Origin of the sequence: Bacillus subtilis subsp. subtilis str. 168 (assembly GCF_000009045.1) — a bacterium.
Lineage (GTDB): Bacteria > Bacillota > Bacilli > Bacillales > Bacillaceae > Bacillus > Bacillus subtilis.
In genome coordinates, this window is sequence record NC_000964.3 from 2,175,580 (window position 1) to 2,190,787 (window position 15,208).

At 34.9% G+C, this 15,208-nt stretch carries 13 protein-coding genes; all 13 read right to left on the bottom strand.

The window, feature by feature from the left end; genetic code table 11:
- Positions 1 to 16: 16 nt before the first annotated feature.
- The 13 genes from dpoL to pghZ all read right to left on the bottom strand — a co-directional run bounded on the left by dpoL (position 17) and on the right by pghZ (position 15,206).
- Complete coding sequence (dpoL, locus tag BSU_20340) at positions 17 to 3,934, bottom strand: DNA polymerase with 3'-5' exonuclease activity; phage SPbeta (protein ID NP_389916.1); 3,918 nt, start codon at positions 3,932 to 3,934, stop codon at positions 17 to 19.
- A gap of 12 nt (positions 3,935 to 3,946) precedes the next feature.
- A complete protein-coding gene (gene yorK / locus BSU_20350; RefSeq protein ID NP_389917.1) occupies positions 3,947 to 5,677 on the bottom strand; it encodes a putative single-strand DNA-specific exonuclease; phage SPbeta in 1,731 nt (576 codons plus the stop codon).
- Positions 5,677 to 6,813 (bottom strand): putative DNA replication initiation protein; phage SPbeta, encoded by a 1,137-nt coding sequence (gene yorJ, locus BSU_20360; protein ID NP_389918.1) that lies wholly within the window; start codon positions 6,811 to 6,813, stop codon positions 5,677 to 5,679. The genes yorK and yorJ overlap by 1 nt, the downstream gene beginning before the upstream one ends.
- Before the next feature lie 15 nt (positions 6,814 to 6,828).
- A complete protein-coding gene (gene yorI, locus BSU_20370; protein ID NP_389919.1) occupies positions 6,829 to 8,343 on the bottom strand; it encodes a putative replicative DNA helicase (DnaB family); phage SPbeta in 1,515 nt (504 codons plus the stop codon).
- 14 nt (positions 8,344 to 8,357) lie between these two features.
- Positions 8,358 to 8,828, bottom strand: a complete 471-nt coding sequence (yorH, locus tag BSU_20380; protein NP_389920.1) for a conserved hypothetical protein; phage SPbeta — start codon at positions 8,826 to 8,828, stop codon at positions 8,358 to 8,360.
- 42 nt (positions 8,829 to 8,870) lie between these two features.
- The gene (yorG, locus tag BSU_20390; RefSeq protein ID NP_389921.1) at positions 8,871 to 9,842 is read right to left on the bottom strand and encodes a putative ATP/GTP binding protein; phage SPbeta; all 972 of its coding nucleotides are present in this window, start codon (positions 9,840 to 9,842) and stop codon (positions 8,871 to 8,873) included.
- A gap of 82 nt (positions 9,843 to 9,924) precedes the next feature.
- Positions 9,925 to 10,839, bottom strand: coding sequence for a conserved hypothetical protein; phage SPbeta (gene yorF / locus BSU_20400; protein NP_389922.1), 915 nt, complete (start codon positions 10,837 to 10,839; stop codon positions 9,925 to 9,927).
- A gap of 21 nt (positions 10,840 to 10,860) precedes the next feature.
- On the bottom strand, positions 10,861 to 11,232 hold the full coding sequence (gene yorE / locus BSU_20410) for a conserved protein of unknown function; phage SPbeta (protein NP_389923.1): 372 nt from the start codon (positions 11,230 to 11,232) through the stop codon (positions 10,861 to 10,863).
- Between the two features lie 173 nt (positions 11,233 to 11,405).
- A complete protein-coding gene (yorD, locus tag BSU_20420; protein NP_389924.1) occupies positions 11,406 to 11,720 on the bottom strand; it encodes a stress protein SCP1; phage SPbeta in 315 nt (104 codons plus the stop codon).
- A 76-nt stretch (positions 11,721 to 11,796) separates the two neighbouring features.
- A complete protein-coding gene (yorC, locus tag BSU_20430) occupies positions 11,797 to 12,177 on the bottom strand; it encodes a conserved protein of unknown function; phage SPbeta (protein NP_389925.1) in 381 nt (126 codons plus the stop codon).
- Between the two features lie 62 nt (positions 12,178 to 12,239).
- Entirely contained in the window at positions 12,240 to 12,536 is a 297-nt protein-coding gene (gene yorB / locus BSU_20440) for a conserved hypothetical protein; phage SPbeta (protein ID NP_389926.1), read from the bottom strand.
- A gap of 88 nt (positions 12,537 to 12,624) precedes the next feature.
- Positions 12,625 to 14,385, bottom strand: a complete 1,761-nt coding sequence (gene yorA, locus BSU_20450) for a putative uronase; phage SPbeta (RefSeq protein NP_389927.1) — start codon at positions 14,383 to 14,385, stop codon at positions 12,625 to 12,627.
- The gene (gene pghZ, locus BSU_20460; protein NP_389928.1) at positions 14,382 to 15,206 is read right to left on the bottom strand and encodes a gamma-polyglutamate hydrolase; phage SPbeta; all 825 of its coding nucleotides are present in this window, start codon (positions 15,204 to 15,206) and stop codon (positions 14,382 to 14,384) included. The genes yorA and pghZ overlap by 4 nt, the downstream gene beginning before the upstream one ends.
- Positions 15,207 to 15,208 lie beyond the last annotated feature (2 nt).

Sequence of the window (15,208 nt, forward strand, 5' to 3'; positions counted from 1 at the left end):
CTATATCAGTTAAGATTTATATTTCTGCCCTTTTAGTTGTCAAACTCATACTTCCTTCATTATCAACAAAATCTATTCTGCAGACTGTGTGATTATATATGCTATCTTTATAGACCTTCGGAATAAAATTGTTACCTCTTCTGAAACCAGTAAACATGAGCAATGTTCCTCTGGTATACCAAGATTTCTCGATTACCTCTTTCTTTCCGCCACCAATTGATCTAGAAATCTGTTTATTGTAATGACTAAAGCTGCCCGACCACTGTTTAACTGTAACCACCCCTGTAGGTGTTAGAAGAGTAATTGCATGTTTGTTTTTATCCCTATCTAAAACAGTGCCTATAATCCGTGTAGTCTCATATTCATAGAGAGTTTTCCCTCTCCATTGATAAGGTTTACCTTTGACCGGCTCTGCTGGCAGTTTATAAAAGTCAGCAATATCATACTTGGCAAAGTTTACACCAGAAAGCTCATGGTCATTATAATAATAGCTCAATGAATCCATTTCCCACTTTCCTAATGACCCATCGGCGTATTTTTCCCACTCTTTTATTAATAAACAATCATTCAATTTCTTCAGTGGTTCTTCTGTTGTTATCCAGGACTTTATATTAGACATCTTGTTATCATATTCTTTTTTAAAAGCTTTTTCAGAAATGACAAGCTGCCCGTTTAACATGTCAACTACACTATCCTCACTGAAATGCTGGTTATAAAACGAAGCTGATACATCGTCCAATAAAAAAAGTTTATCTTTTGGCGACTTTAATGTTTTGTACACCTTTTTGCTGATGTAATCTTTAAAACGAAAGAATCTCACTTCTTGTGCAAATTCTGAAGGAACAATGTTGTTTTCAATTAGCATTTTTAAATTAGACAACGTAAGCTTACTTTTTGGTTCTGATATTAAGCTAATAAAGGCCTTCATGATTTCTTGCCTGTTTCCAAAAGAATCAAAGCAGCCTCCTTTTATTAATTGGATTACTTGTCCTTTCTTAATAATGCCGCTCTTAAACATTCTTTCAATAAAGTCGTTAAAGTCACTATATGGTCTATTTAGAACTATATGATGAATAACATCGTCTCCAATTCCATTCATTCCTTTAAGTCCAAATAAAATTGAATTGTTGTTAATATCAGTCCTAAAACCAAAATCAGCCTTATTTATATCTGGGAGGTCTATTTTAATCCCTCTTTGTCTAATGTTTCCGATGGCTGAAGCAACTTTTCCGTAGTTTGTAGCAGCTGTCTTTTTGTTGTCTTTTGTATCCTCGGTATCTATTCCTCCGCTGTTTACCGTTAAACAAGCAGTATTCCAGTATAAAGGATTATATCGATAGTTTAAGTTCAATTCCTGTAATGCAATAATTGAATATGCCAAGGTATGAAGTAAACTAAAACTGTAGCCAAACTGTCTTTTAAATTGAACATTCCAGACATAATTCAACAGGTTATCAGAAGTGCCAATCTCCTTTCCTTTTTTAAAAAACAATTCTTCCACTTCTTTTAGTACATCTTCTTTCTTTTTTGCTATGGATTTCCTAAGATAATTTGATTCTTTAATGTCAAAGTTAGCTATATCTTTATCCATAACCATCTGCATAACCACTTCTTGAGTATCAGCAACACCATAAATGTCCTTAAGGTGCCTCTCCATTACTCTGATTTCCTTTTCGCTTAGACCGTACCGTGTCATTTCTTCATACCATTTATTAAGGTTATTTTTGTATTTAACATATGTATCTACAGGCTGTTCTTCACCGTCTGACATAAGCCTCATTAAAGAATTGGTTACTGCTGCTTCAAGTAAGTTCTTAGGTTTTACTTTGACAACTGATTGATGACCGACTTCAGTTGAGAACTGGAATAAATCCATGATTTCCCCATTACCAGCCATTTCCCATAGCTTATCATCTTCATACTCAATTACGTCTGGATGGATGTATTTGTTGTATGTTTCCTTCAAGCTTCCTTGCCATTCAATTTCATTATTCTCGATTAATTGGTCTAATGTTACTCTAATCTTATCTAAAGCTTCAATTGTAAGAAGGTCAAACTTTACTGAGCCCATGGCTTCACTGTCACCCATATTAAACTGTGTAATATAAGCTCCTTTAGGAGTTTTCATCATTGCATTCGACTTTGTATATTCATCGTTAAAGATAATTACTCCGGCTGCATGAGAAGAGCGCTTATTAGTTAACCCTTCAATTTTTAAAGCTGTTTCTTTAAGATTAGGGTATTGTTCAACCTCCCTAATAAACTCTTTAATTGGCTTCCTGCCAGTTTCTTTGTCACCATAAAAACAATGCTTCAAAGGCCAGTTAGATCCTCTTTCAAATGGAATCATTCCACTTAAATACTGGGATATATCATTATCGATTCCTAAGCCTCTACATGCTGTCTGAAGCGCTGATTTTGAACCCTCAGTTCCAAAAGTAGCAATTTGAAGAACACGCTTGTCTCCAAACCTTTCTCTTAGTGCCTTAAGAATTTTTTGTCTTTTTGATCCTTCAGTATCAATATCGATATCTGGTAGGTCAGGTCTCGATTTATGTATATGTCTCCAATGTGGTAAATCATATTGCATTGGATTAATTTGAGTATTGTCGAGTAGATAATTAACTAAGTAACCTGCAGCACTTCCCCTGGCTGCCCCAACTAAACTATCTCCTCCACACTCATCATCCCAAATAATATTAATGATTTCTCTAACTGTTATGTAATAAGAAGACATAGACTGATTCAGCTTTTGGCTGATTTCCCAAAGTTCACCCAGTTCAACGTTAATCCTGTTCAATATTTTATGAAAAGCTTCTCTCGTTAGTTCGCTTGTTTTTAATTTCTCTTCAAATCCGTCCTCAATTAACTTAAGGAGATATCTATCTTGTTCATCTGCTGATTCAGACATCTTTTTTATATATTCATATTGATCATATGCTGGTTTAAATAAATGTCTTAATTTAAAGTTAGGAAGCTCCATCTTAGGGATAATTGGTTCGTGCTCTATAGTATAGTCTTCAATCATCTCACCAATGAGCATTGTATTTTTTATGGCCTGATCGATGACTTCTTTATCAATGTAGTCCATTCTCTCGTGAATTTCATCAACGTTTTGAACGAAACAGGCTTCATAAAAGGAATCAACTTCTCTTTCTCCATCCTTAGCGTTTAAAAAGGCTTGATGAATTGCTCTATCTTCTGGTCTTAGATAGTGAGCATCTGTTGTAACAATCATTTGCAAGTCATACCCGTTGGCTATATCTATCAGCTTCTTGTTACAGTAAATCTGTTCTTCACTCAGTGCAGGTTGAAGCTCGATAAAAAACTTATCCTTCCCAAAAACCTCTATACACCAAGTTATAAACTCATGAATCTTTAGTTTGTGCTGCTTAATTGACTGAGAATCACCAGTTTCTTCAAAAGCCTTTATCTTTAACAGGTGAATGTTTACCTCAGACCCCAAGCAAGCTGTGGTAGCAATGATGTGGCCTGGATCTTTACTTAATAGCTCCTCTACATCCTTTTTTACTGTCGGCACTCTTTCCATTGTTCCTGTATAAAATGAGTTTTCCCAGGCTTGAGAAGACAGTATTCTTAACTGCTCATGTCCTTTTGGATCCATTGCCAACATCAAGAAATGCGGAAATTTTGTCACTCCCGATTTATAGTTATCTCGAACTTCCTCTAAAGAATCGACTAGGTACGCTTCATTGCCCAATATCAGTTTAAAATCTTCTGGCATATCCCCCTTCTTTTTCATTTCTCTAACTGTTCGAATAGCATCTAAATGTGCTGAGAGGACTTCATGGTCTGTTATGGCCAATCCCTTATATTCCATCTTTACTGCAGTTTTGAGCAGTTCTTTAACTGAGTTTGTTGAGTCTAGAAGCCTTATGTTACTCCTATCTGTGTGACAGTGACATCCTATCAACTTTTCTCCCCCTTAAAACACAAGTTCTTTTTGTTTTGTGCGAACCACCTCCAATTCATAAATCTCGATTTGAGGTGTTTTCTTGCCTTTGTATTCATTTGCCTTTGCTTTGCCAATTACATTAATGACTAACGTTCCATTTGATGCAGTAAGCTGATTAAAGTAATTCTCATCACTTTTAAACCTTATGTATTCAATATCGCCATGCTTAAATTTAACAGTTGTCTTATTCTTTTTCCCTAAATGCTCAATTTGTTCGACTTCAATTTCAAGATCCGTTATAGCTATTAAGGGTTCTTCAACTTTGTAACCCCAATAGTCTTTGTAACCATCAAGTTGAAGGATAAATTCTTTTCTCAATCGTTTTGCTGGGATCTCAAAATCAACATTCTGAATATCTTCTTCGATATTTATGTCTTTAAATTTTTCATTCAGCACTTTGTTCACCAGGATTAAGTTCTGTCGTTTAATTGCAAAGCCCGCTGCATTTGGGTGACCTTCAACAAACTCAAATAATCCAGTATCTATAAGCTCTTTCTTAAAATCCTTTATAAACCCTTTATCATATCCTCGTATAGAGCCACTCAAGATATCTTTACCTTTTTCGGGATCGTTTCTGGCTAACAAGACCGGCTTTTTATATTCTTCTGCAAGCTGATTGGCCACCAGTCCAGTTAGGCTTTTATCTAGAATTCCTTCAATGTAAACAATGAGTACTTTATTCGCTGTTAAACTTTTCTCTTCTATTCTATTTTTAATTTCCACTCCAGCTGCATCTACAATCCGTTTCTGCTTTGCTTTTAGATTTCCTAGAATCCTAACTGTGTCTTCATGTATTGATACAAGCTCAGTTTCACTTTGCCCACGTTTTTTGTAGGGAACCTTTTCTTTAGAAAGGAGGAATGCTCTCATCATTTGATCTTTTTCTTCACTGCTTCCAACCCTAATGGCAGCGTTAATTAAAGGGTTAATAAAGAACTGTGTATTCTGTATGCTCTTGTCACCCTTGGTTGAAAACTCTTGCTTCTTAAACAGCTTCTTTAATAATGGATGTTTTATTTTCTTCAAGCCTTCATTCATAAAATACCTGGTTTCAAGGTTTCTTGAATCAGCCGAATCAGCAATGTTACCAATAGATACAAGGTCTAAGAATTGTTCGGCTTCATTTTTATTTAGCTTTTCATCAATTGCCTGGCAAAATTTATAGGCCATTCCTGCACCTGTCAGAGTTTTATTCGAATAATTAGGCGAAAGTTGATTATTTACTACGATCGCATGTTCAGACACTCGTTCACATTCATGGTGATCAATAACAATTATTTCTGTGCCTCTCTTATTAAGAGCCTCATGTTCCTCAAATTGACTTGAACCTGCATCTGGGATTATGACTAAGTCAACATCATCAGGAATTGTATCAATAAAAATCCCATGCTCTTTCCCATCTTGAATTCTGTAGTGTATATTAGCTTTCGGACAAATCTTCTTTATGTAATTTATAATGATTGAGCTGGATGTGTATCCATCAACATCACTGTCTACCTGAACAAACAATTTATTTTTATTATTTAAATGCCTGATAAGACAATCTGCAGCTTTATCAATATTATTAAGCTTTGAATAATGAATAACTGAACTTTGATCAACATTAACAAACAACTTTGGATCTTCTATGCCTCTATTTTTTAAGATAGTAGCTAAAGGATCGAAATTATAATCATTGTCGCCAATTAGTCTATACTCCATTAAATTCCCCCTTCATCTGTGCCAATCTCAATTTTCCTTCTCATTAGCTCCTCTAGAGTTTCCTTTCCCTTGTCCGCTGGGCTGTCCTTATAATCCAGTAAGCCTTCATAATCCCACAAAACATATACACGAACATAAGGAGTAAATTTTGCTGCGAGCTTTAGAATTTTCTTCTGATATTCAACCAGTTTTTCTTGATATTTCTCCTCTGTTTCATGTTCTTTTGGTGGTCGATATTTATCAAGAGCAATAAAAACTTCTTCAACACCAAGAGACAATAAAATGTCACGGTGAAAATTAGAAATATTACTTGAACAAACAGCACAGGTGAAGTTTGATTCACCGTAAAAGTCTTGGCATTTTAATACTGATTTTTCTGATTCGAAAATCAATACTTTCTTGAACCTTTCTATCGAATTTTTTGTTTTATGTAATCCATATAGATTCATCATTGTTTGATGGTTATATAAGATATTGCCTACTTTTAAAGGCATATATTTATAGCCTGCATCAACTTCTTCTTTAATCATTGAGCGCCTACGTATACCAATCAACCTATTATTTAAATCTCGATGAGGAATGGTAATCCCTTCTGTATGAGGTCTAAAATAATACCCAATCTCAAACTCTTTTAATGTCTTGTGACTTATTCCCTCACCTAGCCACAATTGGTGAGGATAAGGCACAAATACATCTAGAACCGTTTCATTAAAGCTGGGGAGCTCAATATGTATTTTTTTCTTCTTTTTGAACTTCCCCATCCATTCCCAGTCATCAATCAAATCATTGTTTATGTATGTCTCTCTATTCCCAAATCCAAATGTTCTTCCTGCTATTTTGGCAACATATTCGATAGCCTGATTAAAAGAGATATTAATTCCTTTTTGGCTTTTTGCTCTTATAACAAGTTCGAATACATCAAAATTATCCCCACACTCTGTATAACAGTGAAACTGTTTTGCTTCATGATAGTAATACAGCTTATAGCTCCCACCAGAAGCATTGTGACAAACGGTTCTGTAAATTGGATTTCCTTGTTGATCCCACAGATTGTTCTCGCTACCTAAATCTTTTAAAATCTTATGTATATCCTCAATGGTTAGGCTTTCTTTTACTCTGTCTTTATCATACTTCAAAGGGCGCTACACCCCTCATCCTGCTTTTATATTCAATTTCTCAACTGTGATTAGTTCATTGTCAAGATTTGTTGTGAAACAGTCCTTTATCCGCATGTTGCCCATATTGATATGGGAGAAGACTTTAACTTTGTCATACTCATTTCCCCTATTTTTAAATACATGTGTAACAAAATTTGGCTCTGGATAAAATCCTTCTTTTAAAATTGGATCAATTGCATCCTTCTCTTTTTTACTTAAAGGAAGAATTATCATTGCAGCATCTGTTTTATCTGCGATGGCCTTACTTCCTCTCAAGTAAGAAGCATCTATTACTTGTCCTTTTAACCATGCTTCTTTCCAATCACCATTTAGCTGAGTTGCACTCATCATATAGACATCGTATTTGTTACATAAGCCTTTTAACTTATCTGACATAAGTAAAAGAATTTGGTCTTCCCTCAAGTTGACACCGCTTTTTTTGCTCATCTCTGAAAAAATGGTTACTGATGAGTGAATATAATCGAAATAAACGTACTCTACATTGTTTTTAATGACGTTCTTTTCAATTGTTCTTTCAATCTCCTGAATATTAAAATCAGGCAGATGTTCGAACCATATGTTAGACTCTTGAAGAACCTTAGCAGCCTTACGAACAAGTTGTTTTTCTTTTTCATTGATTGTGTTTCTAAGGATTTTTTTCTCTTCTACACTACTAATGTAGGCAAGTGCTAAACTTTGCAATTCTTCGGCCATCATTTCTGTTGAAATAACTGTAGAACTTTCACTCCATGGGTTTGATACCCATTCCTTCTTTTTAGGATCATAAAGTTCAGTTGCACTTAAGCGACAAGCGTCAGCGACCATGTTTCTTGTTTTACCGCCACCTGTAATACTTGAGCGCAGATAGAACTTTTTCTTCCGTGATCCCCGAAAAATTGAAGTAAGCATTTCGCTATTTAATGGAACTCCAATATCCGGCGACTCTTCGAATGAATCCAATAATTCATTAATACCTTCTCCACCCTGGATTCCCACACTTTCAGATGAAGTTCTGAATTTTTCTTTTATGTCTACAATCTTCATTTCATAAGCTGTCAAAATTTCATCAATCGACTTCTTATCAAACTGTTCTTGCATCTTTTCTTGTTCTTTTGGGTCAATCAGAGATTCATCATATATTTCCTTAATATCGAATCCCAAGCCATCCATTTCTCTAAGCAGACTAAACTTTTTTAATCTTTTATAGTGGTAATCAAAGTTTTCGACAACTGCCAACTCTTGTATTTTTTCTATATATTCAAGACCCTTATTATCATGGAAAATTTTATATTGAATATCGTAATCCTTTAGATATCCATCTATTTCAACGTCATTCAATACTTCAGTTCCTTGATGAAATAGGTTGCTCATGGCAAAAAATAATATTGAATGAAACCTTGAAGGAAAATCATCCGAAGTTATCTTATATTTATTGCTCTCTGACAAGATTGTGGGATCTTTTAAAATGCTCCCTAAAACTTGAATTATTGCCTGTTTGTCTTGTAGCAAATGGACTCTCCTTCCTATAGCATTGAGATATCAACTAGCCCTCTTTTCTTTCTCATTCCTTTTTTTATGACCAAAGTAATTTCTTCTCTTTTATGATTCTTTGGATCTTCAGCTGATTTTCGGATGGCTTTTTGTCTAATGTAATGCCGCTTTGCTTCATCATAAACAAATGGAACGATTCCAATGCCATCACCTTCTCTGGGTTGATTATCCAAAGTTTCATAAAAGTACCTAAGCGCTAGTTCAATGCCTTTAAGCTTATACCCATATTCCTCTTGAAACTCTTTAATTTGTTTCAACATCATGCCAGTTGGAGATGTAAGACCATATAAATTGCATATGTATTGAATTAACTCTTTTCTGTGATCTGATTCTTGCTTCCAGGTATTAAAACACTTTTCATGGTAATATCTTTTTTTATAAGGAATGGCTGAGTCTTTGTCTAACTTGGTCTCGCAATAAGGACATTTAACTTGTCTCCCCAAATAATCACTCCTAATAAGGAGGAGAGAATAATCTCTCCTCTTTTATTCTGCTAGAAGGTCTTTTAGATCATCTAGAATTACAGACATGACACCTACTTGCTTACGGCTGCACTCAGTAACTTTTACACCCTTACCTAAATGTTTCTCTGTAATCTCATTAACTTCTTCTAAACGGCCTTCTTCATTAAGCTTCATGCCAATTTCTTTAATTTGATCCATTAATGAGTTGAAATCAAGTTCTTCTGAAGCGTTGTTTTGTTTTTGCTCTTCGTATGTAACAGCAACAATTCCTTCTGCTTGCTCCTGTCTTTCGACTGCCTCAATAATTGCTTTTTCTAAGTTTTCTGCAGTAAATTCAGGAAGATACGTGTCAATGTAATCAAATCGGCTACGAGCAAAATGCTCTTCAGTTTCAGCTAACCAAGCACTTGATTTGATTACTTTTCTATCTTCATCAACACCATTAGAACTTAGATAGAGAACAATATCGCTGTTATCAATTACTGGAGCTAAAACTCGTTTATCCCCCTTCGGATATACTTTGCCTTTTTTGTCTTCAGCAGCATGAGCAATAAAGATAACCGTAAATCCTACGCCAATTAATTTATTGATTTCTTCCCATACTTCAGTTTCATACTCTTTCCAAAGGCCAAACCCATCATTACCATCTTTAATCCGTTCTACATCATATTGCTCGCAGACATATCTAGTCGCATATTTAGCAAAAGCGTCTACTTCATCAACAATGATTGTTTGATACATCTCTTTGGCCTTTTCAGCATTTTTGGTTAACTGCTTGTTTACCTTTTTAAAATCAGCCCAACTATTGATAGGCATGAATTGGACACCGGCAATAGCATTTAATCCTTTTTCGAATGGCAGATATAACGGTTTCTTCATCCGAGTGCTTTGCTTAGTTTTACCTAAGTTGTTAGAACCGTAGATTGTGATAACTTTTCCTTCTAATCCTTTTGCTACTACAGAAACTTGTGGGTTGAAAATATCGATTGCCATTTCAGTTCTCCTTTTATTTTGAATTTGTTAGGTGAGTCGGAGCTCACCCCAGTTATGTATTAGATTAATGATCTATTTTATTTTAGAAAGGGAGATCATCATCTGAAATTTCAACCGGCTTTGAAGGCTTGTTATTAGGAGCACTTCCACCAAACCCAGACTTTTTATTGTTTTCTTTATTTCCTTCTTTCTTAAGCTCGTCTAGATAAATCTCTCTTTCAGTCAACGCTTTTTTAATTGCATCTGCATTAAAAGCATTCTTACTATCCTCATCATAAGGATCATTACCACCTGTAATTAGATACTCTCTTCTTGTAATTGAAGTAATTTCTTTCTTATCTTCTCCAAATGCCGCTACTTTGGTTGTTACTTTTTGTTCTTTATAATTAATGATCTTCCCAAAAACGTTAACGGTAGTTCCCTTTTCATAATTATTTTCAACATATTGTGAGCCTTCTTTTGTGACTACAAATGTAAAAGGAATTACTTTTCCGTTGTACACAGGAATATAGCCATTTAAATTAACTCTACCTGTTTCTTCCCCTTTTACTTTTTCTTCGGTTACGTTCTTTACAAACACCTCAACATCAAATTCTGCTCTGGGATTGAATTCTTCATTAGCATCCAGTCTGTTCACAAAGTTAGCCATTAATTGTGGATATGATTTAAAAATCCCGTGTGAATAATACTCATTTAAGCTAATTTTACCTTGAGTAATTCTTACTTTGTCAGCTTCATCTCTACCGTGTTTTGCGATTGACTTATACTCGCTTACAATAGTCTGGTACCCCTTTGCAACTGCATTATCAGTACCATCATCTTTCTTATACTTGGAAAAGCCTTTAACTGTATGTACTTCGTTAGGTGCAACCTCAATGTCTAATTCAATATTTAGTCCATTTCCATTTTTCCATTCAGTGTGTCGTACTTCAGCTAAAGTTCCTTCAATTGTTACAACGTTTGATGCTTCACGTAATACCGTTTTGTTTTCTGTCATATTTTTAATCATCCTCTATTTTTATTTTTGTTTATTGTGATTTTTCTTTGAATATGTAATTTTTCTAAACTTGCAGTCTTTGATTCCAAGTTCTTTACTAAGTTCTATGTACCTTCTTTTTGGGAACTTCCAATCATTTTGGTCAGAAAAGCATCCTGATTTATTTACAATTTCAAATACCTGCTTTTTTCTGTTAACTTTGATTATCATATTTCCGTAAGCGTACTCTGTGCAAAATAAACGTTTTTTCACTCGCTCAGGATGAGTTTCTTTGACAAGTAGGACATTCCTTATCATCTTTAACAGTGCCTGATCAGGAGTAATGGTCTTGTTGTCTTTAACGTTTTCTCTGTAATAGTTTAACGCTTTCTCTGTTATCCCAAGTACCTCCAAGTAATTCGCCTCCTTCCCTTTAACTCGATTTTATTATATACATATTTTTTATCTTTGTCTACATGTTTTATAAACTTTTATATTTTTTATTTTTGTATTTCATTTGCGCTCTTTTTAATTCGAATAAAATTATCATTTTATTTAAATTTAAAAGCCCCAATAAGGGACTCTTGTTAGTTTGTTCCTTCAACCTTACTCGTTAAGTAAGCTACTTGTTTTTCTAAATCAGCAACTCTTTCTTCGAGAGTTTTTGGCTTAGGTGCATTTTTCTTCTCTTCAAGCTCAATTGCTGCTTTTTCAATTTCCTCTAATGTAGGAATAGGTTCACTTTTTCTCCAGGCAGTAAAGATATGTCTTCCGTTGTCATTTACAAATTCCCAATCATAAGATTCGTCTGAACGAGGGAACATATACATTAAAACTTCCGGAAGAATTGATCCATGGATATTCCAAATTTCTGATACGTCTTGTCCAACTTTAAACTCCACAAAAACATCTCCTCAATTATCAATTTCTTCTATATTCTATCATATTTTCATTATATAGGTAAAGAGTTTGCTATTTTCAAACAAGCTCACTCCACAACCACATATCCATTGTTTGCAATGAAAAGCCATCAGGCAGCTGCTTCATTTTCACATTTACATTGTATCTTCTGCCTGTTGTTTTATGTACAATAGCCAGTTCTTCTCCATTAAAGAATCGCACAATGGCCTCATCAAATGCAATTGGCTGATTAACCACATAACCTTCCTTTAAAGCTCTAATAAACAAATAGGGATCATTTTTATACAGCTCATAAAGAATGTTCGCATATTGCTCGTTCTTGTCTCTAAGTAGTTCAAAATTAATCAACGGTATGTATAAGTCTTTGTCTGATAAATTTAATTTGTTTCTAAAGTATTTAATTGCTTCATCTTGCTCTTTAGAAATGATGTTTGACATTCAGTTAACCCCTTTATTCGTATGATAACTAGGCTAATCTTAGAGACTAGCCCAGCATTGCCTTATAAATATTCTACTAGACCATCGTCTTTAGCCCCTTCTGCTATTAGACTATAGGCAGCCAGAAGATACTCTTTGATTTTCTCTTTAGTTTCTTCCCCGAATGCATCAAAACCAATTTTAACATCGCTTGAGTAATTAATTTTCCTATTCCCTACTTGAACTACATTTTCCTTTTTAATTTGAGCAATAAAATAAGCATTTGCTAGGTTCTTTCCTAAATACTCCTCTGTTAATGGATCATAATCATCGAAAACCTCATACCGTATTTCTCCGATTCTAAGCTTCTGCTCACTCATACTCTCATCCCCTGTTTTGAAATTTTTGGTACTACTAAATTATATACCAAAACCCATAAAGGGAACAAGTGTTCTCGTTAAGAATTTTTTATTTATAATCGATTACTGTATCATCTAAGGCTAATCTAGGTGTGCCGCTGTCGTATGTATTATGTATTAAAGTTGTACTGGAAGCATTAAACGTTGCAAATGGATGCGAAAGCACTCTTGCACCAATACCTTGAACATCATTCCTTATTAATCGAACCTTTTTTGTCCCGTTTAAATATATTCCATAGCCTTGATCTGAATCTCTGTTAAACATAATTTCATTTCCTCTAACCATATGCTCAGAACCGCCTATTAAGTGGATCGCAATGATTGCTTTGCAATTATAGATCTGGTTATCACTTATTCTGATATTGTACATATCAGCTGCCCCCATAATTGCAACATTTCTTGGTTCAAATATCTCATTCCTTGTTAGGAAGACTTCTGAATCTTTATCCCAATATATCCCGTAACCTTTTCCACTCAATAAGAAATCGTTTAGCTTAATTCTGACTGCCTGAGATCTCTCACAATATAGACCTCCGTAAAGATTGGAGAACGTATTATTTAAGAATTTAACGTCATTCGAATCCATCACTTTAATTGCATATGCTGAAGTTGTACCTTTCCCTTTATTATTGCTTACTTTAATATCTGATGAATTTCTCACCTGGATCTGAATACAATCGCTGTCCTGTATTCTGTTGTTTGAAATGGAAACATCTTCGGCCATATGTGTTGCTATTGCACAATTTGAAGCGTTCTTTACGGTATTATTATCAATCGATACCCCTTTCCCTCTAATCATCATGCCTATTTTAAACCCTTGAATATTGTTATCAGTTATTTGAATTCTGTTGCCAGTCTCAGTGCTCGAAACACCTACAGAGTCTATTCCGTACTCTTTAGACCCCCCTTCATTTATTATCTTGTTACCCTTAATACTCACATCTGTACTGTAGCCATATGAAATAACATTGTCACAGTAGTTATCTTTGATGGAAACTTTACCGCTTGTATGAGCAGTAACCGAACCACGACCATTTTTTCTAAACCTGCAATCCGATATCGTTAACTCATAAGGATGATCATACTTTCTTCCGTTTTCTCCGTAGCCCTCTAAATCAATACCTAGTTGAGGGCCAATTGTATCTCCTCCAGCTTCCTCTATATCACAGTCTTCAACCAATAATCCTTCACAACCGTTAGTAGCTAAATTGTTCCGTCTCCCTCTTTTTAGTTCGCATTTTCTTACGGTAACACTTTTGGAAGGCGTATAAACCATCCCTGGGTAATTCATCATTCCGTGAGCTGCAATCCAAATGTTGTCTCCAATACAATCTGAGATTTGTACATTTTCAATCAAAACATTTTTGCTTCCATGAACATGTATTCCAAATCCCCATTCATGTGTTTTTCTATCGGTATCAATTAGAGAATAATCATGTTGATACCGGTCACCTATAATACGACCTCCTCTAATTATTACGTTCTCTGCAAGCCCAATATAAAAACAAGAATAGCCCTGATACCCATTAGGGTTAACTTGAAACACTGCTTCTGGATCCAAAAGGAGCTCCATATTTGATGGGATTTTAATTCCCCCACCAATTTCAGGATTTCGTTGATTTAATGTATTTACTGAATCAATAATAAAATTCCCTTTTGGAACTTCAACAATAGGAAAGTTGTTCTCTGATGCATATATAAGAGCTTCATTAAATCCTTTAGTTGTTTCAATTGGATTCGAGTTAAATGCATTTATTCCCCACTGATCAAAGTCAACATAGTATCGTATGGATTTATTCAACAATGTCATGGTGCTACACCAGCCATACAATACACATTTTCATTAATGAATTTAGTTAGAACAGCAATATAGTCATAAAAAACTTGATTCTGCGTTCCATTGCGTCCAGCCAGTGTAAAAGTATTAAACATTTCTCTTCGTTGTTCAGTGCTTATTTCAAGTTGAATACTCATACCAGTGCTATTTTTATTAGCAATGTTCTGCTCATTTGTGCCTGCTAAACGGGAATCTTCAGACAGTAATTCTGCAGAAAAGCCTGCATCGGTAAGTAATGATGTGATCTTTGCTGCTTTTTCTCTGTCTGTCCCACCAACTAAAGTGTGTTTCTTACTTGATGCATACCCATGAATTGAGATTGTTAAATCATGCTTACTCAATAAATCTAAAGCTTGAGGTTCATCGAAATTCGTACTTGTAATATGCAACTCAGAAGCTCCTGGTATCCTTAAACCTTCAAATAGATAGGCAGAGTAAGACTTACTTAATTCTCTTGCAAGCTCACTAGTCCCTCCTTCAATACCTCCACCATGGGGTGCCAGAATAAGCACTCTCCTGTCAACATCGGTAGTTAGAATGTTATAGCTCAAAGGTGACTCATTTTCTTTCAACTCTTCAAAATTACTATACTTATCTGCAGCTAGAACTGAATTGGGATTAAACAATGCAAACAATGAAGTAACTAGGATTGGAAAAGACTTCTTGTCTGTGATATACTTATATAGCTTCGTAACCTTGCGAAGTGTGCGGTAGAGAAGGACTGGCCCGCCAAAGCTTGCCTTCTCTGCCCCCTTAACTCTTTTTTCTACTATTCTGTTTTTAAACTTTAACAATC

Coding starts and splice junctions, on each gene's coding strand:
- yorK (NP_389917.1), bottom strand. CDS start 5,677: ATGGAGTATAGACTAATTGGCGACAATGATTATAATTTCGATCCTTTA.
- yorF (NP_389922.1), bottom strand. CDS start 10,839: ATGACAGAAAACAAAACGGTATTACGTGAAGCATCAAACGTTGTAACA.
- yorB (NP_389926.1), bottom strand. CDS start 12,536: ATGAGTGAGCAGAAGCTTAGAATCGGAGAAATACGGTATGAGGTTTTC.
- yorG (NP_389921.1), bottom strand. CDS start 9,842: ATGGCAATCGATATTTTCAACCCACAAGTTTCTGTAGTAGCAAAAGGA.
- yorA (NP_389927.1), bottom strand. CDS start 14,385: ATGACATTGTTGAATAAATCCATACGATACTATGTTGACTTTGATCAG.
- yorC (NP_389925.1), bottom strand. CDS start 12,177: ATGTCAAACATCATTTCTAAAGAGCAAGATGAAGCAATTAAATACTTT.